The sequence below is a fragment of the Pedobacter sp. MR2016-24 genome, from assembly GCF_026239655.1.
In the GTDB taxonomy this organism is placed as follows: Bacteria; Bacteroidota; Bacteroidia; order Sphingobacteriales; family Sphingobacteriaceae; genus Pedobacter.
Window position 1 is genome coordinate 723,894 of record NZ_JAPIVO010000003.1, and the last position, 21,901, is coordinate 745,794.

The window sequence follows — 21,901 nt, forward strand, 5'->3', positions numbered from 1 at the left end:
ATTTTTATGAGCGGAGAGTGGTGCTGATTAGATTTTATTTTAAATAACGTTGATTACCCGATGTAGATTTTTTCTGTAGCTGTCTGCAATTGGCAGAAAATTACCCTGAATTACCATCCCGCCTTCCTGTAGTGTATCAATATGCTGCAGGGAAACAATGTAAGAGCGATGGATGCGGATAAATTTGCTTTTCGGAAGCCGCTCTTCAACAGATTTTAACCTGGTATGAATAACAAAAAGTTTATCACCGGTGTGGAATTTTACGAAATCACCCATAGCCTCCGCAAACAGAATATCGTTGATACGGAGACGGCGTACTATACTGCTATCTCTTACAAAGATAAATTCATCATTAGTTATTTCTCTTTCTTCGGCTTTACCGGATAAGGTCTCTCTGGCCTTATCAATAGCTTTCAAAAAACGTTGTGAAGAAAATGGTTTAACAAGGTAATCCGATACATTAAGATCAAAAGCTTCAATAGCATAATCCTTGTTTGAAGTGGTATATATAATGAGATTTTTTTTCCCGCTGAGGTTTTTAGTCAGTTCAATACCAGTCATTTCCGGCATCTCAATATCCAGCAAGATCAGATCAACATCGTTGTGCTGCAAATAGTTATAAGCGAGAAATGCATTTTCACATACCTTTACCACATCAAGATCATCAATCTGGCTGGCAAGCATCACCATGCTCTCCCGTGCTATTGGATTATCATCAACAATGATGCAGCTTATTTTTTGTCCGTTCGATATCATTGAGTCGCAGGTAAGTATGACTAATTACACTATTGACAACTTTTACGCAACAATAATACCTTTACATAATCACCTATAAAACAACAAATTAACAGACAAAAACACCTTCAAAAATTACTTTATTTCGTTAATTTACGAATGAATTATCCGTTAGCTTCGGCTAAATACCACCCTATTCCCCAAGTGTATAAGAAGATCCTGAAGCTTCATATGCCTGATTGAGCATATCTATATCTTCCTGCCTGTTTTCAAGAATTTCTGGTGTAATATCATATCCATTGGAATGAATATCTTTCTGGCTTTGCTGATCTTCAGCCTCTGCATTTTGTGCATCATCTACTTCCTGGTTGTCTTCTGGATTTCTCATATATTATAATTTATTATTCTAGTTTCTTTTTAACTTTTCAGAGAGCCTGATCAGCTCTGTATTGAGGAATTTTATGTCCTTCGCGATCTGGCTCACCAGGAACCTTATTTTGCTAATTTCGTCCGCTCTGAATACATGTCTTGCCTGAGGCAGCATTTTCAGATTTTCATTCAGGTTATGATTTGTCATTCCACAAAGAGTTTAAGGTGAAGCAATTGAGGCTGGGTTTATCGCCTTTATAGCAGTATATCCAAAAAACCGTCCAAATAATAACCAATTAAAAATCAGGTAGTTGTACGAATTATCAAAAAATACGATAACGATATAGCGTAAATTCATGACGACTTAGTGAAACCATATTACCGAACAGCAGATGAAATAAAACGCAGTATTTCTCCCGGCTTGGTTTTGATACGGAAATCCCTCCCGTTGAGTTCCTTCTTTCCTTTGCCAGTGATTACATAACTATGGTCCCATGGTAAGATGATGTGCAGATCCTGACCTTTTTCACTGAGCACTTTAATTTCCATCACCTCTCCTTTCTGTTGTGCAGCACTAACCAAAAATGCTCCTGCGCAGCGAAGATTATTAAAAGCAGCATCTTTGTCTTTCGGCCAGTTGGGAAATACGCTTAAAGTGCCATTATAACCTTGCAACAGACATTCATTGATGACCGCCGGCAGGGCGAAATTCTCAAACCAGATACCCATTTTAGACATATAGGCAAAGTCGGTCTGGTCTCCATAACGACCTCCTGTCTGCATCACCATATCTGTGGCGGTTCCGTTAGGCAACAAACAATAATTGATCTGCCTTTTAAACTGTTCAAGGTCAAGCTGACCTATTCTTGCTGCCTGCAGGTTCATAAAGACCAGATCATTACCGCCTTCATTTTGCTGATTCTGGTAGGTGCCGGTTAGCATTTCTATTGTTTTTTTATCACTATGCAGACCAAAATCTTCTCCGGGGAACACCGTAAACAATGCACCGGGTACATTGTAAACAACCTGGTCATGCTCTTCTGGCACGGAAACCAGCACGGTACCATATTTTTCACTATTTGCAGTTGGATATGCCGGATAGGCAGAAAAGATTTCATCAATAGCATCTACCAGTTTTTTATCCGCAGCAGCGCTCCCCAATACTTTAACAGCCTGTTTAAATGCTTTGAAAATAAATTTAGTTAAGCTCAGATCCACAGCACCGTCATAGTTATATTTAAAGCCCGGTCTGAGTCCGTAAAGTTCTGGCGGTACACTGGGAAAAATATGGTATTTATCATCTTTCCATCGTTTATCACTATGACTTTCGGGGCGCTGCATATAGGCCACCAGAAATTCAACTGCTGCTTTAATGGGTTCATAAGCTCTTTTCCTAAGGAAGTCCTGATCACCGGAATACAAATACTGCCACCATAATCCCTGCACCGCCCAGGGTGTTTCACTTACCTCCCAGCCCCAGTCAGGTATAGGATAGGGATTCATACTCATCTCCACCGGATAAGCAGAATGCGGAAAATAAGCACCAGGCAGTTCATAATATTCTTTAGCCCATTTACGGCTGACAGGCATAAGGGATTCAACCAGATTCACATAAGCTAAATTCTTTTCCAGATGGTTACTGGAAAAACAAAGCCAGAAAGGCTGCTGAGTATTGTAATTCATATGGTAATCGCCATGCCAGGCGGTACCGATTTGATTATAACTCCAGTTCGCAAACAGGCCGGGACAGGTAGCCTCCGGTCTGGTGGCACAGTTGAAAAAATAAAGATTTGTATACCATATCTTTTCAAGGAATTTGTCCCCCAATTGGACGGCCGACCTATTCCAATAGGCATTCCATGAAAGAACATTCCTGTCAAATGCAGCCTTGAGTTGTGCGTGTGAGATTGCCTGACTTACCGCAGTTGCTGCATCAAGCTTAACGTCGCCCCCCTCTTTCAGGGAAACACAAGCTAAAAAAGGATGGCTTTCATCCAGTGCCGCTTCCAGCAGGCTCATATTTTCAGGGTTCCCGTTCCAGCTCATTCGCTTTTTTTTGGATAACACCTGATTTGTAGATACACTTAAGCTGAATGCTTTATCTTTTGAATGGCTTCGATCTTTTGTCACCTGCCCGGATTCCTGTTGAGGTAACACCTGCCGGAACTCCATTGAACCCCCGCGCAGGTTTTCTACAGATTGATAAGCAGGAAATTCCTGTGGCGTTGAGGGATCCGGAATAATTTTAATCCGGTTAAAGAGGTTGGCGTGGGGGCTACCTTTCTCATCCAACAGCTCCATCCATAGCCTGTCGTCTGACATAGCTGTGAAAATGGACAGGAACAGGCGTTTTTTATCAGCGGTTAATAGTTCAACCCTGCAAAGCCCATTAGAGATGTCAAGTTCATGACCAATTAACTGCATTTTCCGGCGATCAAATCCCAACAGTACCGATCCGCAGGGAAAAGGTCGTGGATAAGGCTTAGCATAATTTTCTGCCGACATCCTATTGTATTTGTTATACCATTCGTCATCCGTTAAATTGGCCAGCTCAGCTGGAATCTGATCTACCTTATCAAATACTGATTTAAAAGTACCTAATGCTTCACGGTTTTTTTCCGCTATCCTGATATCCCAGACATTGTTATGCCCAAACCTGATCACTATTGCATCAGGTCTTGTCGTAACCACTGCTCCCATCGCACCGTTACCTAATAATGCACCTTCAAAAAAATCAGTAGCGGGTTTAGGATATTTGATACTATGTTTTTTTGCTAATTTAACAGCATTTAAAGGCAAAACTTCCTGCGCTCTTAGTAGAATACTCTGGAAAAGCAGCATTAAGGAGATTAAAATTCGAAGCATATTGATTGGTATCGTTTTTATTTGGTATAAGAGCTAAGTACACTGAAATTGCCCGTTCTGGCAATGGACGATTGTATGAATTCAATGAACTATTCCTTTTTTATCAATTCTCCTTTGATAGACGCCTACTAAGACGACACATTAGGTTCAGATGACTGACAAAATCATTATAAATGCAAAAGGCTTCTGAGAAATTCAGAAGCCTTTTTAATTGTATAAGAATCAGCACCCGATAGGTGCATTGAAATTACTTTAAATCAAACCTGTCCAGGTTCATTACCTTACTCCAGGCAGCCACAAAGTCTTTAGTGAATTTGTCCTGAGATCCTGCGCTTGCATAAATTTCGGCAACAGCTCTTAACTCCGAGTTTGATCCGAAAACCAGATCTGCACGGGTACCAGTCCATTTTATTTCACCAGTAGCGCGGTCACTGCCCAGATAAACTTCTTTATCTTCAGATACTGCTTTCCAGGCAATATTCATATCCAGAAGGTTCACAAAGAAATCATTACTGAGTACCCCCGGTCTTGTGGTGAAAAGGCCATGTTTAGACTCATCAAAATTGGTATTCAACACACGCAATCCGCCTAATAACACAGTCAGTTCAGGCGCAGTGAGGGTAAGCAAATTGGCCTTGTCTATCAGCAACTCTTCTGTAGACACCGGGATTTTTGATTTGCGGTAGTTTCGGAAACCATCTGCAGCAGGCTCCAGGTAGCTGAATGATTCCTCATCCGTCTGCTCCTGTGCTGCATCCATACGGCCGGGTGTAAAAGGCACTGTGATCACCTGTCCCGCAGCTGATGCAGCTTGTTCTACTGCCGCATTACCAGCCAGCACAATTAAATCTGCAAGCGAAACCTTTTTACCAGTTTCTTCTGCATTATTAAATTCTTGCTGAATTTTTTCCAGTGTGTTCAATACTTTTTGCAACTGTATCGGGTTATTCACCTCCCAATGTTTCTGCGGCGCAAGGCGAATTCGCGCACCATTGGCACCACCACGTTTGTCCGAACCACGGAAAGTAGAAGCGGAAGCCCAGCCGGTAGCAACAAGTTCAGCAATGCTCAGTCCTGATTCCAATACTTTAGCTTTCAGTAAAGCAATATCATTTTCATTAATCAGTACATGATCAACTGCAGGAATAGGATCCTGCCAGATCAGTTCTTCCTGTGGGATATCCGGACCAAGATAACGTGCAAGAGGTCCCATATCGCGATGCGTTAGTTTAAACCAGGCACGCGCAAAAGCATCGGCAAACTCATCCGGATTTTCAAAAAAGCGTCTTGATACTTTTTCATATGCAGGATCAAACCTCAAAGCAAGGTCGGTAGTCAACATAGTAGGCAAATGTTTTTTTGCACTGTCATAGGCATCAGGAATAATAGCTTCAGCATCTTTTGCCACCCACTGTTGCGCTCCTGCCGGACTTTTACTGAGTTCCCATTCAAAGCCGAACAGGTTTTCAAAGAAATTATTGCTCCACTGCGTCGGCGTTTTAGTCCAGGTTACTTCCAGTCCGCTGGTAATGGTATCCGGACCTTTACCAGAACCATAACTGTTGTTCCAGCCTAAGCCCTGCATTTCTACATCTACTGCTTCCGGCTCCTTGCCTACGTGATCTGAAGAAGCAGCACCATGGGTCTTTCCAAAACTGTGTCCTCCGGCTATTAAAGCAACGGTTTCTTCATCGTTCATAGCCATCCTTCCGAAAGTATCACGGATATCTTTCGCTGCCAGCAAAGGATCCGGATTCCCATCAGGACCTTCAGGATTCACGTAGATCAATCCCATTTGCACGGCTGCGAGTGGTTTTTCGAGGTTGCGGGAGTGAATATCACCATCAGCGTCATCATCAGACACCAGTACGCCTCCTCCATTTACACCAGGTGAACCATGTGCATAACGCAAATCGCCACCCAGCCAGGTAGTTTCAGCACCCCAGTAAACAGATTCATCTGCTTCCCATACATCTTCACGCCCGCCGGCAAAACCAAAAGTTTTGAAACCCATTGACTCCAATGCGATATTACCGGTAAGGATCATCAGATCGGCCCATGAAATATTATTGCCATATTTTTGTTTAATCGGCCAGAGCAAACGACGCGCTTTATCGAGGCTCACATTGTCAGGCCAGCTGTTAAGCGGAGCAAAACGCTGCAGTCCGGCACCAGCACCACCACGTCCATCCCCTACGCGGTAGGTTCCTGCACTATGCCATGCCATCCGGATGAATAAACCACCATAGTGACCAAAATCGGCCGGCCACCACTCCTGCGAGTCAGTCATCAGTGCATGAAGATCTCTTTTTACCGCTTCCAGATCCAGGCTGTTAAAGGCACCAGCATAATTAAAGTCTTCGCCCATTGGATTTGATAAAGAGGAATGCTGACGCAGGATATTCAACTTTAACTGGTTTGGCCACCAGTCATTATTACGGGTACCGCCACCGCCAACATTATGTTTCATGCTGCCATTATGAAATGGGCATTTACTGATGTCATTTGATTCTTTTTCCATTTTTATATGTTTATATATTGATTAACGACGTGCCTGGTGATTGTAAATCAATATAAATTTATGGTATTGAATTCACTAATCACAATCAATTATATCTATGTTAAATAGTTAGCATCTATAATGAAGACCGAACAATAAATTAAACATAATACACGCTAAAGGGGTTAAGGTAACAACATATGCAAAAATTAAACCTGTACCTCCTGTTTATTTCCCTCGTTTTTATCACACCTGTGATGGCACAGCAAACGCAGCATAGCGGCTGGCTGTTTTTATCACATACCCAAAAAGTAAGCAGCAAATTCGATGTACTGGCCGATGTACAGTGGAGAACGGGCGACCAGTTCACGGCTTTAAACACGCGCTTATGGAGAACTGCGGTTAATTATAATTTCAATAAAAAACAGGCAATAGCACTGGGTTATGCCAATAAAAATGACTGGGAAAAAGAAGAAAACGAAAAGTTACATACTTTAGAACACCGTGTGTATGAACAATACACCTACAATTTTGAAACAGAAAGAATGGAGTTCAATTTACGGGGCCGCTTAGAGCAACGTTTTGTGAAGGAAGAAAAATCTGAGTTTTCGCAACGCTTACGTGCATTTATCAGTGTCCAGATTCCCCTGTTAGCCAATGCTGATTTCTCTAAAGGGCTATATGCTAAAATTCAGGATGAGATTTTTCTTAACGTTCAGCATAAGGAAAGAGTCAACAGCAGCTTACTGGATCAAAACAGGCCTTATGCAGCCTTCGGCTACAGATACAATAAACATATAGATATGGAAACGGGATATATGCGATGGCTGCAGAGAGAAGAGGATGGTGATGTGAATACTAATATTTTTCAATTCATGATCACCACCAGTTTCTGACTTCCATTTACCGCCTTTTCCGTCAGCTCCAGAAAGTTCTGTCCTGCCAGCAATTTCCCGGCCCGGGTGTGAAAATAGGACCGGGAATTTTTGTCCTTCACATATTAATTCCTGAACCACTAATTCGGGGCACCATTATTGGTTATAGAAAGAATAGTATTTAACCCAACCTACCAACAACAGCAAAACAAGATCGCTGTAAAATATTTCACCTCATTTATTCCCCAGCAACTATGAACTTTGCCTTTGTTATGTTTGGATTCAAATTCGGCCTGTCCGAAATGATGATTGTCTTTTTAGCTGTTTTTGTGATTGTCCTTTTAATGAGAAACCTGTTATCCAAAAACCAGGTTGAAGAGCGAAAACAAGACTCCTTATAATTTAATTCCAATAATTATTCCCGCCGCTGCCAGGGTCAATAACATTCTATGTCCAAAAAAATCAAATTTGCAAATCCCACCCAGTCTTTTTTTTACGCAACCCTGAGAAGCAGAGTAGATGAGTATTTCCGGCTCAACAAGCTCAGCCGCCATGCAAATGGCCAGATGTGGATAAAAACTATATTTTTCCTGGTTGGTTTTGCCGGTTTATACCTGCTGATCATCTCAGGAACAGTCAGCCCCCTTGTCATGTTACTACTTACTGCGCTGCTGGGTATGTTTTGTGCATTTGTAGGTTTCAACATTTGTCATGATGCCATTCACGGATCCCTTTCCGGTAATAAAAAGATCAATAAGTTATTCAGTTTTACCTTCAACCTGGTCGGTGCAAATCCATATGTATGGAATATTACGCATAATATAGTACACCATACCTATACTAACATCCCCGACCATGATGAAGATATAGAAGTGGCGCCAGGACTCATCCGCATAACCGATGAAGAGGAAGTCAATGCCATTCAAAGATATCAGCACTGGTATGCGCTTCCGTTGTACAGCCTGGCCTCACTTTCATGGGTATTCAGAAAAGATTTCAAGAAATTCTTTCAGTCTAAAATCGGAGAACATACAGTAAAACATCCTGGAATAGAGTATTTCAACCTGTTCTTTTATAAACTGATATACTATGTGCTGTTTATTGTACTGCCGCTGGTATTACTTGACATTTCATGGATACAGTTCATAGCCGGATTTCTGGTGCTGCATTTTGCCCAGGGATTAACCATGGGACTTGTTTTTCAACTTGCCCATGTCGTGGAAGGCACTAAATTCCCAAAACCAAATGAGCAGGGTACCATAGAAGAAGTGTGGGCAGAACATCAGATGCATACCACGGCCAACTTTGCCACAAATAATAGAATAGCAGCATTCTTTTTAGGGGGACTTAACCGTCAAATTGAGCATCACCTCTTCCCGAAGGTCTGCCACATTCACTATGGAGCAATTTCCAAAATTGTGAAAGCTACAGCCTTAGCACACAATCTTCCTTATATCGAAAGTAAAACCTTTACCGCTGCATTGCGTTCGCACCTGACCATGCTGAAAAGGTTTGGAAAATATGCAGAAAATAAACAGGAAAAATTGTCCCGCCCTGCTGTAAGTCCTGTGACTGTCCTGCCGGCACCCGGTCCCCATGCCTTAACCGCTCTGCGCAGATAAAATTGCAAAGTGGAGGTTTATGCCGATCAGCTTACTGTTGATGATATCCGCTACGATTCGGCTAAATCTGAATGGAAGGATAAAGATCAGCAGGCATTTGAACAGCTCAAAAAGCAAATTATGGAACTCAAAAAGACCAAAGGTACATTAGATGAGCTGGAATTGACCACAGCTCAGTGAAGGCATTAATGCGTCTGTTCAAATACAAACTTCGCATTTTGATAATCTATCGGAACTGTTTTCTTAAAAAAGGTCATATTCATATAAATTTCCATCACGCCAATCCCCATAATTAATTTGTCGTCTTTTTTGAGCAGAGCGATTGGAATTCTATGCCACGCTTCAGTGCCATAATGCTGATAACGATAGGTACCCTTTAAGGTATCTCCTTTAAGCACTCCGTTCACATCCCCGGAATCTTTGTAAAGTCCGCCATAGTTAATTTCATACTGACCATAAAACTCCTTATCATTCAGTACAATGTTCAGCTGTGCAGTATCACTTTTATTTACGGAATGATACAGCGTTTTGATCTGATCGCGTTTCGCTTCCTTGGTTGCACAAGCTGACATTAAAAAAGCTATCCCGATGCATAAAATTCTAACTGCTGTCATTAAATGAAGATTGAATTTCAAAGTTAATTTTTATTCACATGCATAGCTTAAACTATTTCAGTTGCTCAGCGTTTAATCAGATATGAATATAAAAATAGCTGTCCTTACTGTTGTCAGCGGCCGCAAAACAGCGTTGATGAACCTGATTAAGGGGCTGGCTTTAAATGAACCCCTTCCCGCAGAGTTAATTATAGTGCACATGAATGAGGACACCTATGCCCTGCCCCCATCTCCTTTCCCAATCCGCACTATCAGTCATTATGATCCTGCAAAATTGCCGCTGGCCAGCGCACGCAATCTCGCTTTGGCAGAGAGCCGTGTGGAACATTGCATTTTCCTGGACGTAGACTGTATCCCGGCGCCCAATCTTATCAATGTATATGCTGAGGCATTTAGTCGCACAGACCAGTTATGGTCCGGACAGGTGCGTTACCTGACACCGGACTTTTCAGCCGCACTGAATGTCGCCGATCTGGAAGTTAAAAGTATGTGCGATCCTATAAGAGGGAAATTAGACGCGCTGCCTTATGAATTGTTCTGGTCGCTCAACTTCGCCTGCACCAAAACCGTGTTCAGGAAAATCGGCGGTTTTGACGAAAGCTACAAGGGATACGGCGCGGAAGACACGGACTTTGCATTCACGGCCAGAGCTCAGGGAATACCACTTGGACTGGTAAACGCCATGGCTTATCATCAGCCACATGCCAGTTATGATCCGCCACTAAATCACCTGGAAGACATCGTCAATAATGCACAGACATTTTATAAAAAATGGAAGCTATGGCCCATGGAAGGCTGGCTGAACAAATTTGTACAGCTGGGTTATATCTCCCGGAGCAATGATGAAATAAACATTTTAGCGTATCCAGAAAAATCGGTTATCGGGCAATACCTCAAATAATACTATTCCTGAGGATTAATTAGTGATAAATACCTGGTTCATCGTGTTTTTGATCGCATGGGCAATGTGCTGCAGCGCATCAGGATTAATCATCCCATCCCAGTTGGGTAATCTTGAACATGCATTTTCCAGTTCATCAGGCCAGTTCACAGCAAATAGGTCGCCCGGATAGATCACTCTTGCACATCCTTTTACCGCCAGCAAATCTGCCTTTTGCAATTGCTCATCAAAAGGCCTGTCTTCCGGGATACAGATAAATCGCTTATTTAAGTCGGCCATTTCCATCACAGTATTGTGACCTGCATTACCAATCACTACCTGGCATTGATCCAGCACTGCTTTCGGATCCTTCAGCTGACCATGTACTGTCAAATTATGTTTCAACAGCATTGAATGGTTTGCACTGCTTCCCATGATATGGAAAATATAATTCTCACAGGCAGTGGCAAGATGATGAATAAATTCAGTATCAAGAGATGTACCGCCCTGACCTACTAAAATGGCAATATGCCCGGGCTGCTCCTGTTCATTGCTTACGGTCTTATTGTCGCTATACTTGGAAAAGCCTCCTGCATAAACTGTTTTTTCCTTAATCCATTCTTCCTCATCTGTTAGCGCAAATGTTTCAGCATAAGGTGCGATCAGCAATTCTGCACTCTCATAAGCATCCAAATGAGGTATATCGGTTCTCATTCCATGTTGCCTGACCACCACCGTAGGAATTCCGCTTAAACGGGCCAGCAGTGTCACCTCAACTGAAACATCTACCACCAGCAGCATAGGGTAATACTCTCTGAAGGTTGCTGTTAAAACTGCTGTACGCTCCCTGATTCCTGCAATGCCAAGCGGTGCGTAGTGCAGGAAACTTAATGCATGTGCTCTCGGTTGATGGTCATTCTCATCCGGAAGATCTAAAGGAAGGTGTATACACACTATATGTTCAGGTATCTGATCCAGATAAGGCCGAAGATTACTCCCTATAAAGCAGATGTGATCAGCTGTGAGGGAACTGGCAATAGTAATCGCCCTCATCACATGGCCGGAACCATGGTGATGTATATAGAATCCTAAATAGGGTGGAGTGCTGAGGGTATGTTTATCCATTATTATCATAACTGATAGCAGCGCCTATTGTTTTGGTTCAGCCGTCTTCAATTAATACAAAAAACATTTTAGTGCTGACCATGTTTACAATAAAAAACAGCAAGATGCAGACACTCTTTACCAGTATTCCAGTACCAGCGCTTAGGGCTATCATTATAGTACCTGTTAAGGACGAGGAAGCTAATATTTATGACCTGCTTGATGCATTAAGACTGCAGACAGATCCCTTTGGCCAGCCCATGGCCAATAATGTTTATGAAGTATTATTACTGGCAAATAACTGCAGGGACCGTTCTTTTGCGCTTGCCCGAAAATATCAGCTGGAACATCCGGACTTCAACCTGCATCTTGCGGAGATTGAGCTGGAGAAGAAAGAAGCGCATATTGGTACGGTAAGAAGGCTATTAATGGATGAAGCTTATCAAAGATTTCAGCTGCTGGAAAATCCTGATGGAATCATTATCTCTACCGATGGAGATTCCAGAGTGGACGCCTGCTGGCTGCATTATATCTTTGCAGAATTTGACCAGGGATGTGATGTAGTAGGCGGCAGGATTATTTCCGAATACAGCAAAAGTCCTTCACGCAAATACCATTTACAAGATATTGGCTACCGTTACCTCGTCAGCCACCTGGAATCTTCAATAGACCCCTCTCCTTTTGACCCCTGGCCAAGACATTTCCAGTGTTTTGGTCCAAGTACCGCCGTAAAATGCAGTATCTATGAAAAAGCGGGCAGATTACCTGTACTCCCATTTCTGGAGGATGAGAATTTCCGCAAGGCGCTGATCAGAATTGATGCACGCATCAGGCGCTCGCCATGGGTAAAGGTGTACACATCCAGTCGCGAAACCGGAAAAGTGGACTTCGGTTTTTCTATACAACTGAACGAATGGACAAAGATGAATAAAGAAGGGAAAAAGATTTTTGTAGAATCTGCAGGATCCCTCATTATTAAGTTTAATGCGAAAAAAGAATTAAGAGAGATCTTTACCAATTATATACAGCACCGGCAGCTCAACCTCCTTCAGCTTCGCCAGCTCGCCGGCAACCTTTTCCTGGAGGAAGAATGGCTGCAGCTCAAAATAACCACAGCAACTTATTTTGGCGCTTTATGGGAAGAAACAGAACATGCCCTTAAAGCTCAGAAATGGGAAGAGCGGCATCCCGGAGTACATATTGACGCGGCAATTGGCCATTTGAGAAATTTATTATACGCTAAACAACCTGCATAATTATTTATTTAATGACAGATTATTCAACAATTTACCAACAGCTCAGCCAGTTGGCCATACTTACGGAGCAAACTGGCGGGATGCCAGCTGAAGAAATACGCCTGATTAAAAACAGCAGCCTGCTGGATATCGTTTTACCCGGTGAAGCACTTGATTTTGAGCAGGACAACACTGCAGCCTTACTGGCTCACTTAAAAGATGTTGGCAGAAGTAACGGCGCCATCGGAAGGATATACGAGGGCCATATTAACACCCTGTTCCTGATTCACCTATACGGCACTGCAGCACAAAAAGAATACTGGTACGATCAGGTAAGAAGGGAGAGAAAGTTCTTTGGTGTCTGGAATACAGATAGTACTGTTGGGATCACCTTTAAAGTTAAGCCCGAACAGGTAATCATCAATGGTGCAAAAGGCTTTTGTTCAGGTGCAGACCTGGTAGACTTCGCATTAATCGGGGGAAAGACTGATCAGTTTTCGGGTACGTCCGACTGGCAGATGGTGATTGTACCGATGCAACAGGTGGAAGAATTCAGGATAGACCGCAAATCATGGGAACCGCTGGGCATGAAGGCTTCTGTCAGTTATACTATTGATTTCTCCGGAATTGAAGTCGGCCACAGCACTTTGCTTGGTCAGCCGGGAGACTATCTGAAGTCACCTTACTTCCTCGGCGGCGCAATCAGGTTCGCAGCTGTACAACTCGGCATGGCAGAATCCGTTTACAATAAAACACTTGATTTCCTCCGCAGCCTTAACCGTCTCGAAGATCCATTCCAAAAAATGAGAATTGGAAAAATGGCTATGGCCCTGCATTCAGGTCAGCTATGGATCAAAAATGCTGGTCAGAATTTTGACGACTGGAAATATACGGCAGACCTGAATGAACGCCTGGTCGCCTATGCAAACATGACCAGGTTAACCGTTGAAGGCATTTGTATCGAAGTCCTCCAGCTATCTACCCTATGTGTCGGTGCCAAAGGTTTAATGGCGCCGGGAGATTTAGAACGCTGGCACCGCGATCTTACCTTCTACCTGAGACAGCCTGCCCCTGATGCTACTTTACAGAATGCAGCAAATTACCTGATCCATACCGATCAGCCTATTGAATCCTGTCTGGGCTTAAAGCCCGCTATAGATGAACCCTCAATGATGGCTGCATCATTATAAACTACCACCTCATGAAAATAGGCATCATTGCACATTTAAAACATCCTATCCGGGCGCCATTCTATGGCGGTCTGGAGGCTTTTACTTTCGATATTTGTAAGCGTTTGCAAAAAAGGGGACATGAAGTTATACTCTTTGCATCATCAAAATCAGATATAGCATTAAATGTACATCCGATCCTGAATGATGACCATTACAATGACGCGACAGGTTACCGGGAGAAAAGTCCGAACCTTTCCTCAGAATATATGGCAGAACATCACGCTTACATGGAACTGATGCAGCACATTGATACGATGGAACTGGATATTATTTTTAATAACAGTCTCCACTATGTACCAATCACCATGGCAGGATTATTAAAGACGCCTATGCTTACGGTTTTACATACGCCGCCATTTTTTGAGTTAAAAAATGCGGTGAAACTGGAAGCGAAACAGGGCAATATCAGTTACACAACTGTTTCTGCCAGGAATGCAGAAAACTGGAGTTCGTTTACTAATAATTGTATTGTGATTGAAAATGGGATTGATATGGAAGAATGGACCTACAATCCTGCATCCGAAGGTGACTATGCAATCTGGTTTGGAAGGATCCATCCGGATAAAGGTACACATTTAGCTATCCAGGCAGCGAAACTGGCAGGTGTACCGCTTAAAATTGCCGGAACGATAGCAGATGAAAAATATTTCAAAACCCAGGTTGAACCTCTTCTGGATAGTGCAGCAACCTATGTGGGACATAAAAACCATGCTGATTTGAATAGCCTGATAGGGAATGCCCTGGTCAGCCTGATCACGCCTGTCTGGGAAGAACCTTTTGGTTTAGTTGTAGCAGAGTCGCTGGCATGCGGGACGCCCGTTGCAGGTTTTGCTACAGGCGCTTTGCCGCAATTGGTAACCGACCTGGCGGGATCACTGGCCACACCGGGTGATGTTCCCGCTTTAGCTGCAGCGATTCAGCAGGCAATGGCTAAAAACCGTTCGGACTGCAGAGCACATGCTGAGCAGTCCTTTGGGATAGAAAAAATGCTTATCGCCTATGAAGATCAGTTTGCGGCAATGCTCCCTGTTTTTCAATAACGTCAATTCTGTATTCCTCATTAATATGCTGGTAAGTTTGAACAAGCGCCGGATCTTCCAGAAAGTATTCATTCACCTCATCCCCGTTAAATACACAACCCTCAATCTGCGGACGCCAGTGCACCAGGCACAGCGTCCCCCCTGCTGTTAATGAATCCAGGATCAGTTCTTTCGTTAAAACCAGATCTTCCCTACTGAGGTAATAAGCTACTTCACTTACAACAATCAGGTCGAATTTTCCATCCGGGTATTGCCTTGGAATATCCAGCACTTCAAACTGCACACCTTGACGGTCAATCATACGTTCTCTCGCTACAGCAATTGGTTTTTCACTGATGTCCACTCCCAATACTGCGCTACAATGTGCAGCGAGTAAATTCGTCAATACGCCGATAGAGCAGCCAATCTCCAGCCCATTGTTGAATTGTTTCCCATTCAGCGCGCTGATGGTATGGTTATACTTTTCCTGTTCGTAAGGACTGCCGGTAAAATTCCAGGGATCATTTGATACGGAATACATATCATCAAAGTACTTTTTATCTATGGTATCGTTTTTCATCTGCTTGTTCATTGTTTGATATAAAATTCCTTTTCTCCGTAAAAGTTTTGCAGCACTTCATCTTTTAAAATAAATCCATCAGGATCACCGAATACCTGCAGATCTAACTGGGATTGATGTTGTGCAATCGCTTTTTTCTTCAGCTCCCTGTGTTGATTAACAGGTAAGTACTGGATCCCACCCGGAATATTGGTCAGGGGAGCTACATCCTGATCTTTACCAAGTGTATATAACCAGATTAAATACTGCCAGACCTCCACCTCCGGATAGGCTGCCAGGGCTTTCATGGTAATCTGCCAGCTGGCACGGTGGTCTCTGTGCGGGTCAAATTCATAAGGAACCAAAACCAGCCCCGGCCTGATACGCGCTATTAAAGTCGCAAGTTGATTTACAAAACCAGGAAAACCTTCTTCACCTTCAGCGGGCAGCGCACTATCCTTTCCTCTTAAAAAAGTAACATTTTGATCTGCTACACCCAAAACTTCGAGTGCATTGGTGGCTTCTTTTTCGCGCAGAGCACAACGTCCGGATGTATCTGTATGCTGAGAATTGGGATGCGACATCGTACCGTCTGTAGTAAATACCACATCCACAGTTATTCCGGATTGCCTGAGGCTTGAAATCAATCCTCCACAACCTAAGGACTCATCATCCGGGTGTGGCGCTATTACCAGACAGTTTTCTATCTGCAGGAGAATGCCGGTATTAATAGTTGTTGCGCTTTCTAAAAGGTGCTGGAGTTGATTGTTCATAGGAATTTGATTGCAATAAATACATGAACAGAGAAAAGGGTCAAATGTTCGGATAATGAAATTCTATTTGAAACCTGATCCAACAGCCGGAGCTGATCAGCAAAAAATAATATCCATTCCCACGTATCATCCTGCCCGGCCAGTCAAACCATCATTTTAAAAATAGAAATAGTAATTGTTAATACCTTTTAGCAAGAAGTTTAGACTGAAATTGCTAATTATGATTAACTTGTGACGAAATCCTGAACCAATTTGACCTTATACACCACATATAGTGATATTGAGCTCCTGAATCTGCTTATTGAAGGAGATGAAAATGCTTTTTCCATGATTTATGAGCGATATTGGAAAATTTTAATGGGGATGGCACTTAACCATACTAAGGACAGATGCGCAGCTGAAGACATTGTACAGGAAGTTTTCTTCAGTCTGTGGAAAAGGAAAAATCAGCTCAATATTAATTCCTTAAATGCCTATCTGGCAACGGCAGTAAAGTTTACTATTTTCAACCAGATCAAACTGGAAAAGCGTCATTCCGAAATTATGGACCTCAACTATGTGGTTTCGGGCAATGATTTACTGGAAGATAAAATTAATGCTAAATTTTTACAGGACTATATTGATGGCATTGTTGAACAATTGCCCGAAAAATCAAGACTTGTATATAATTACAGTCGTAAAAAAGGATTAAGCAATGCTGAAATCGCCAGGGAAATGCGGATTACCGAAAAAACAGTCGAAGGTCACCTCACTAAAGCACTAAAAACGCTTCGCTTAAGTGTAAAAGAACAAGGGTTACTCTTCATCGTGCTGATAAAATTACTACCAAAGTAATTCCAGCTTATTTTTTGAACGATTTCCGATCCTATTCCGCTGAAATAAAAAATATTTACAATTTTTATTAAATCAAGCAAGGGTTTTAGCTGAGTTATCTTACTTCATTATAAATCGAGTCATAGATTAATAATGGAGAGACATCAAATAGAAGCTTTAATTCAAAAATATGTAGACGGTCTTGCTACCGCTGAAGAAATAGAGCAGTTAAATCAATGGTATAGGAATACCAGTAAAATGCCGGTCGACTGGCCTTTTAGCAGTCTTGAAGAAGAATATGCGGCCAAGCGACAACTGTTTGGTAAATTGAAGCAACAAATCCATGAAGAACAATCTGGTTCAATAAAAGCTGCTTCAGCCCCGGGATATTTCAGCTACCTTAACATAGCAGCGGCTGCGGTACTGATTGCCGGTATCTTCCTCTTTAGTCAATCGAACATTATCCGCAGGATTTTCAATCCGGCAAAACAGCTGACCGTAAGCACGGCTTATGGTGTACACAAATCCATCAGGCTGGCCGACGGATCCAACGTTTGGCTGGGCCCCGGCAGCAGCATGTCTTATCCGGACAGGTTTGAGGAACAGACTAGGGAAATCACTTTTGAAGGAGAAGCCTTTTTTGATATTGCAAAAGATGCCAGGCATCCCTTTATTGTACATACAAGTAAAACAAACACCCGTGTTCTGGGAACATCCTTCAGCATCAAGGCCTATAAGGAGCAAAAAAATATAGAAGTAGCCTTACTCAGCGGAAAGGTTACATTCAGTGCCGGTCAATCCACAGTTTTACTTGAACCCAACCAAAAGGCGATCTATAACAGAGATGCGGCCGCGATCAGTAAAGTACAGTTTGATAATGCCGAAGTTATTCTCGCACGCAGAGATGGGGAATACCAGTACTTTAATGTAAATGTGGCGGAGATTGCTGAAGACCTCAGGAGGAATTTCAATATAAAAATCAATATCAAAGGTGGAGTAAATAAATGTCTGTTTTACGGAAGGATAAAAAAAGATGAAAGCGTCGAAAAGTTCCTGAAAAAAATGGGTATAGTAGTTAATGCCTCAGTTACTAAACATGGCGAAAGCTACTTAATTAAGGGAGGAGGCTGTAGATGATATAAGGACTACTTTCTATAAAAAAACCTTCAACTCAACTGCTTGAACAGAAAAGATTGAAGGTCTGTCAAATGCATAAAAAAATAGCGCCGATGCGAATTGAGGGTGGTACCGATGTCGCAAAAGCAATCCTAAACATTTAATCCAATAAAGATATGAAAATTAATGTATCCCTTAAAAAGGGAGGCAAACTAGTGCTTTTTATGAGATTGAGTACCTACATATTGGCCATACTTTGTAGTACTGCAGCAACAGTAGTTGCAGGTTCTGCAGATGGCCAGGAGATATTAAAAAAACGTATTACCATAAACATCAAAAGAATCTTTATTAGTGATGCACTGGAAGAAATTGCTAAAGTTTCCGGGGTAAAATTCACTTATAACGGCTCCGTGATTAAAAGTCGCACCAAAGTAAATGCCAGCGCAAACCTCACAGCACTGGGTACGGTCCTGGATGATGTACTAAAATCAACTCCCTTTAAATATAGTGCAATCGACGATGAAATTCTGATCAGTTATGACGGAGAGAAGAAACAGCTGAATAAAGCAGTACAACGTATCCTCACCGGAAAAGTAATTGACGAAAAGGGTTTGGGAATTCCGGGCGTATCTGTTAAAGTTGAAGGCACAAACCGGGGTGCAATTACCGATGCGAATGGTAAATACGAAATCCAGATCAACGATGCTGCCGATGTATTGGTGTATACTTATATAGGTTATAAGACTAAAAAACTTACTGTGGGCGATCAAAACAATATTACCGTACAACTGGAACCTAATCCTGAAAACGAACTGAAAGAAGTTGCGGTAGTTGCTTTTGGTACCCAGCGAAAAGTAAGTGTAGTTGGTGCACTCTCTACAGTTAGTGTGTCCGAATTAAAACAGCCCGTAAGCAACATAACCAATTCGCTTGCTGGTCGCCTTGCCGGTGTTGTAGCCGTACAGAGATCCGGTGAACCCGGAAATACACAGGCCGACATCTGGATCCGGGGTATGGCTTCATTTTCACCAAGGGGACCGCTCATCTTGGTTGATGGGGTAACCAGAGGTGACGGTGTAAGTGGTGCATCGCTGATCAACAATATCGATCCGGAAGACATTGAGTCTTTTACGGTACTAAAAGATGCTTCCGCCACGGCAGTATACGGTGTTAGAGGAGCAAACGGAGTCATCCTGATCCAGACCAAAAAAGGAAAAGTACAAAAACCTTCTATTACTGTGAACTACTATGAAGGTGCTGGTTCGTTTACCAAAATTCCAGAGATGGCTGATGGAGTCACTTATATGAACCTGGTCAATGAAGCAACAACTACAAGAGATATGCCTGCAAAATATGCTCAGGATTATATCAATAAAACAGCTAATCATGTTGATCCCCTGCTCTACCCTAATGTAGACTGGTTTGATGAAGTTTTCAATAAATACGGATCTATACGACATGCCAATGTGAACATTAACGGTGGTGCACAATTAGCCAAATACTATGTTTCTGCGGGCTACCAGGAAGAAAGCGGTTTATTGAAAACAGATGATCTGGCGAAATACAATTCGGCCATAAAATATTCACGTTATAACTTTACCAGTAACCTGAACCTGGACATCACCAAAAGTACCAAACTTGATTTAGGTATCCAGGGCTTTATTTCTAATGGAAATTATCCGGCCACCACCAGTGGTGATATATTTCAGCAAGCCATGACCGTTCCGCCTGTAGAATTTCCGGTTAGCTATCCGGGCAATTTTATTCCTGGCCGCAGTTCCAATGGCGATCAGCGTAACCCTTATGCAGACCTGACCCGCAGAGGATACAGAAATGAGTTTGACAACCAGATTTTTTCTAATATCAGGCTTACACAGGATCTGGGAAGTCTGGTAAACGGATTGAGCCTGACCACCATGTTCTCTGTCGATGTAACGAGCAGTCGTAATATTACCAGAAAGAAAAGGGAACCTACTTTCTTCCCTAGTGCTGAGCAACCCTATAATGCCGATGGTACCCTGAACCTGGTGCAAACCTTTGCCGGCGATGGCAATTACCTGAAATTTGAAGGCAGCAGTTTTCAGGGTAGAAAATACTATACTGAAACCTCTTTAAATTACGACCGCAGCTTTAATAAACACAGAATAGGCGGATTAATCTTATACAATCAGGAAGACCGTACCAATGCAGCAGCTAGTGATTTCACTTCCTCCATCCCCTACCGTTTGAGAGGTGTTGCAGGTAGAGCTACCTACTCCTACAACGACCGCTACTTTGCAGAGGTTAACGTAGGTTATAACGGTTCGGAAAACTTTGCACCTAAAAAGAGATACGGATTCTTCCCTGCATTTGGTATAGGCTGGCTGCTTTCGGGAGAGAAATTCTTTGAACCACTTAAAAACGCAATTACTTTCTTTAAAGTCCGCTATACCAACGGCTATGCCGGTGATGATGTATTAGACGGCAGAAGATTTGCCTATATCGACGTATTGAGCGAAGGTGCTGCAGGTTATAACTATGGTACTACCCAACAAACCGGAATCTCTGGTATTAACATTAGTGATTATGCGGTTAACGTTACCTGGGCTAAATCACATAAACAAGACCTGGGCTTTGAGATCAAAACCTTAAAAGACAAATTATCACTTACGGTAGACCTTTTTAAAGAACACCGTACAGGGATATTCCTGCGCAGGGGTGCTATTCCTGCTTTCGTAGGTTTGGTGAATGCTCCTTTTGGAAATCTTGGTATTGTAGACAATAAGGGTATTGAGGGAACACTGGAAAACAACATGAACATTGGCCGCGTTGCTTTATCCATCAGGGGAACATTCACTTACAACAAAGATAATGTGATAGAAAATGATCAGTCGCCATCAACCTACCCATGGATGGACAGAAGAGGTTCAAACGTACTGGCACAATACGGATATATTGCTGACGGTTTGTTTACCAGCGATCAGGAAATTGCCAGCAGTGCTGTTCCGGGAGTGAGAGAAAATGTTAGGCCTGGAGATATTAAATACCGCGATTTAAACGGTGACGGACAGATCAATGCGTATGACGTTACCCGTATTGGTCGTGGCGATGTTCCGGCTATCGTTTATGGTTTCGGATTTAATATTGCTTATAAAAACTTTAACCTGGGTGTTTTCATGCAGGGTACGGCCAAGGCACAACGTTATATTTCGGGCAATGCCATTCAGCCATTTTCTACTAACGGCGGTATCAGTAATGCCTTTGCCATCGCAACAGACAGATGGACAGCAGATAGTCCGGATCAGGATGCTTTCTATCCACGCCTTGCCTACGGTGATGCTGCAAACTCGAACAATACCCAAACCAGTTCATGGTGGATAAAAGATGTGAGTTTCCTCAGGCTAAAAACTGCTGATCTGGGTTATACGCTGCCCAAATCTACCTTCCAGAAATTAGGTATGAGGAATGCACGCATTTATATGATGGGAAATAACCTGTTTACCCTCAGCAAATTTAAACTCTGGGATGCAGAAATCAATACCGGTAACGGTACAACCTATCCCAATGTAAGAACAATATCTGTAGGAATGACAGCACAATTTTAAAGATCA

At 42.5% G+C, this 21,901-nt stretch carries 20 protein-coding genes; 10 read left to right on the top strand and 10 right to left on the bottom strand.

What is annotated here, in order from left to right; all coding sequences use genetic code 11:
* Positions 1 to 39: 39 nt before the first annotated feature.
* The 5 genes from OQX62_RS10920 to katG all read right to left on the bottom strand — a co-directional run bounded on the left by OQX62_RS10920 (position 40) and on the right by katG (position 6,490).
* Positions 40 to 756 carry a LytR/AlgR family response regulator transcription factor gene (locus OQX62_RS10920; RefSeq protein WP_265831562.1) on the bottom strand — a complete coding sequence of 239 codons (717 nt, stop codon included), beginning with the start codon at positions 754 to 756 and terminating at the stop codon, positions 40 to 42.
* 172 nt (positions 757 to 928) lie between these two features.
* On the bottom strand, positions 929 to 1,123 hold the full coding sequence (locus tag OQX62_RS10925; RefSeq protein WP_265831563.1) for a hypothetical protein: 195 nt from the start codon (positions 1,121 to 1,123) through the stop codon (positions 929 to 931).
* Positions 1,124 to 1,141: 18 nt separating this feature from the next.
* Positions 1,142 to 1,312: a hypothetical protein gene (locus OQX62_RS10930; protein WP_265831564.1), complete on the bottom strand. Its 171-nt coding sequence runs from the start codon at positions 1,310 to 1,312 to the stop codon at positions 1,142 to 1,144.
* Positions 1,313 to 1,482: 170 nt separating this feature from the next.
* A complete protein-coding gene (locus tag OQX62_RS10935; RefSeq protein WP_265831565.1) occupies positions 1,483 to 3,969 on the bottom strand; it encodes a glycosyl hydrolase family 95 catalytic domain-containing protein in 2,487 nt (828 codons plus the stop codon).
* Positions 3,970 to 4,216: 247 nt separating this feature from the next.
* Positions 4,217 to 6,490, bottom strand: a complete 2,274-nt coding sequence (katG, locus tag OQX62_RS10940; RefSeq protein ID WP_265831566.1) for a catalase/peroxidase HPI — start codon at positions 6,488 to 6,490, stop codon at positions 4,217 to 4,219.
* Positions 6,491 to 6,669: 179 nt separating this feature from the next.
* On the opposite strand from katG, the gene OQX62_RS10945 reads away from it, so the two are divergent.
* Positions 6,670 to 7,365 (top strand): DUF2490 domain-containing protein, encoded by a 696-nt coding sequence (locus tag OQX62_RS10945; RefSeq protein WP_265831567.1) that lies wholly within the window; start codon positions 6,670 to 6,672, stop codon positions 7,363 to 7,365.
* On the opposite strand, the gene OQX62_RS10950 is transcribed toward OQX62_RS10945, so the two are convergent.
* Positions 7,338 to 7,466: a hypothetical protein gene (locus OQX62_RS10950; protein ID WP_265831568.1), complete on the bottom strand. Its 129-nt coding sequence runs from the start codon at positions 7,464 to 7,466 to the stop codon at positions 7,338 to 7,340. The two genes, OQX62_RS10945 and OQX62_RS10950, sit on opposite strands and share 28 nt — an antisense overlap.
* Positions 7,467 to 7,793: 327 nt before the next feature.
* Between OQX62_RS10950 and OQX62_RS10955 the strand changes: the two genes are divergently transcribed.
* Complete coding sequence (locus OQX62_RS10955) at positions 7,794 to 8,966, top strand: fatty acid desaturase family protein (protein ID WP_265831569.1); 1,173 nt, start codon at positions 7,794 to 7,796, stop codon at positions 8,964 to 8,966.
* 9 nt (positions 8,967 to 8,975) lie between these two features.
* Positions 8,976 to 9,146: a hypothetical protein gene (locus OQX62_RS10960; RefSeq protein ID WP_265831570.1), complete on the top strand. Its 171-nt coding sequence runs from the start codon at positions 8,976 to 8,978 to the stop codon at positions 9,144 to 9,146.
* Between the two features lie 5 nt (positions 9,147 to 9,151).
* Here the strand turns inward: OQX62_RS10960 and OQX62_RS10965 are convergent, their stop codons facing one another.
* Complete coding sequence (locus OQX62_RS10965) at positions 9,152 to 9,538, bottom strand: hypothetical protein (protein WP_265831571.1); 387 nt, start codon at positions 9,536 to 9,538, stop codon at positions 9,152 to 9,154.
* A gap of 124 nt (positions 9,539 to 9,662) precedes the next feature.
* Between OQX62_RS10965 and OQX62_RS10970 the strand changes: the two genes are divergently transcribed.
* Positions 9,663 to 10,481 (top strand): glycosyltransferase family 2 protein, encoded by an 819-nt coding sequence (locus tag OQX62_RS10970; protein ID WP_265831572.1) that lies wholly within the window; start codon positions 9,663 to 9,665, stop codon positions 10,479 to 10,481.
* Between the two features lie 15 nt (positions 10,482 to 10,496).
* Here the strand turns inward: OQX62_RS10970 and OQX62_RS10975 are convergent, their stop codons facing one another.
* Entirely contained in the window at positions 10,497 to 11,585 is a 1,089-nt protein-coding gene (locus tag OQX62_RS10975; protein ID WP_265831573.1) for a glycosyltransferase, read from the bottom strand.
* 104 nt (positions 11,586 to 11,689) lie between these two features.
* On the opposite strand from OQX62_RS10975, the gene OQX62_RS10980 reads away from it, so the two are divergent.
* Genes OQX62_RS10980 through OQX62_RS10990 form a run of 3 tightly spaced genes read left to right on the top strand, consistent with a single transcriptional unit; the run spans position 11,690 to position 15,071 of the window.
* The gene (locus OQX62_RS10980) at positions 11,690 to 12,820 is read left to right on the top strand and encodes a glycosyltransferase (protein WP_265831574.1); all 1,131 of its coding nucleotides are present in this window, start codon (positions 11,690 to 11,692) and stop codon (positions 12,818 to 12,820) included.
* 11 nt (positions 12,821 to 12,831) lie between these two features.
* A complete protein-coding gene (locus tag OQX62_RS10985; RefSeq protein WP_265831575.1) occupies positions 12,832 to 13,989 on the top strand; it encodes an acyl-CoA dehydrogenase family protein in 1,158 nt (385 codons plus the stop codon).
* 11 nt (positions 13,990 to 14,000) lie between these two features.
* Entirely contained in the window at positions 14,001 to 15,071 is a 1,071-nt protein-coding gene (locus OQX62_RS10990; RefSeq protein WP_265831576.1) for a glycosyltransferase family 4 protein, read from the top strand.
* On the opposite strand, the gene OQX62_RS10995 is transcribed toward OQX62_RS10990, so the two are convergent.
* Both OQX62_RS10995 and OQX62_RS11000 read right to left on the bottom strand, forming a co-directional pair.
* The gene (locus OQX62_RS10995) at positions 15,022 to 15,642 is read right to left on the bottom strand and encodes a class I SAM-dependent DNA methyltransferase (RefSeq protein WP_265831577.1); all 621 of its coding nucleotides are present in this window, start codon (positions 15,640 to 15,642) and stop codon (positions 15,022 to 15,024) included. The two genes, OQX62_RS10990 and OQX62_RS10995, sit on opposite strands and share 50 nt — an antisense overlap.
* Positions 15,639 to 16,382, bottom strand: coding sequence for a PIG-L deacetylase family protein (locus OQX62_RS11000; protein ID WP_265831578.1), 744 nt, complete (start codon positions 16,380 to 16,382; stop codon positions 15,639 to 15,641). The genes OQX62_RS10995 and OQX62_RS11000 overlap by 4 nt, the downstream gene beginning before the upstream one ends.
* Positions 16,383 to 16,634: 252 nt before the next feature.
* Between OQX62_RS11000 and OQX62_RS11005 the strand changes: the two genes are divergently transcribed.
* The 3 genes from OQX62_RS11005 to OQX62_RS11015 all read left to right on the top strand — a co-directional run bounded on the left by OQX62_RS11005 (position 16,635) and on the right by OQX62_RS11015 (position 21,895).
* Positions 16,635 to 17,216, top strand: coding sequence for an RNA polymerase sigma-70 factor (locus OQX62_RS11005; protein WP_265831579.1), 582 nt, complete (start codon positions 16,635 to 16,637; stop codon positions 17,214 to 17,216).
* A gap of 132 nt (positions 17,217 to 17,348) precedes the next feature.
* Positions 17,349 to 18,332, top strand: coding sequence for a FecR family protein (locus tag OQX62_RS11010; protein ID WP_265831580.1), 984 nt, complete (start codon positions 17,349 to 17,351; stop codon positions 18,330 to 18,332).
* A 155-nt stretch (positions 18,333 to 18,487) separates the two neighbouring features.
* Complete coding sequence (locus OQX62_RS11015; protein WP_265831581.1) at positions 18,488 to 21,895, top strand: SusC/RagA family TonB-linked outer membrane protein; 3,408 nt, start codon at positions 18,488 to 18,490, stop codon at positions 21,893 to 21,895.
* Positions 21,896 to 21,901: the final 6 nt, after the last annotated feature.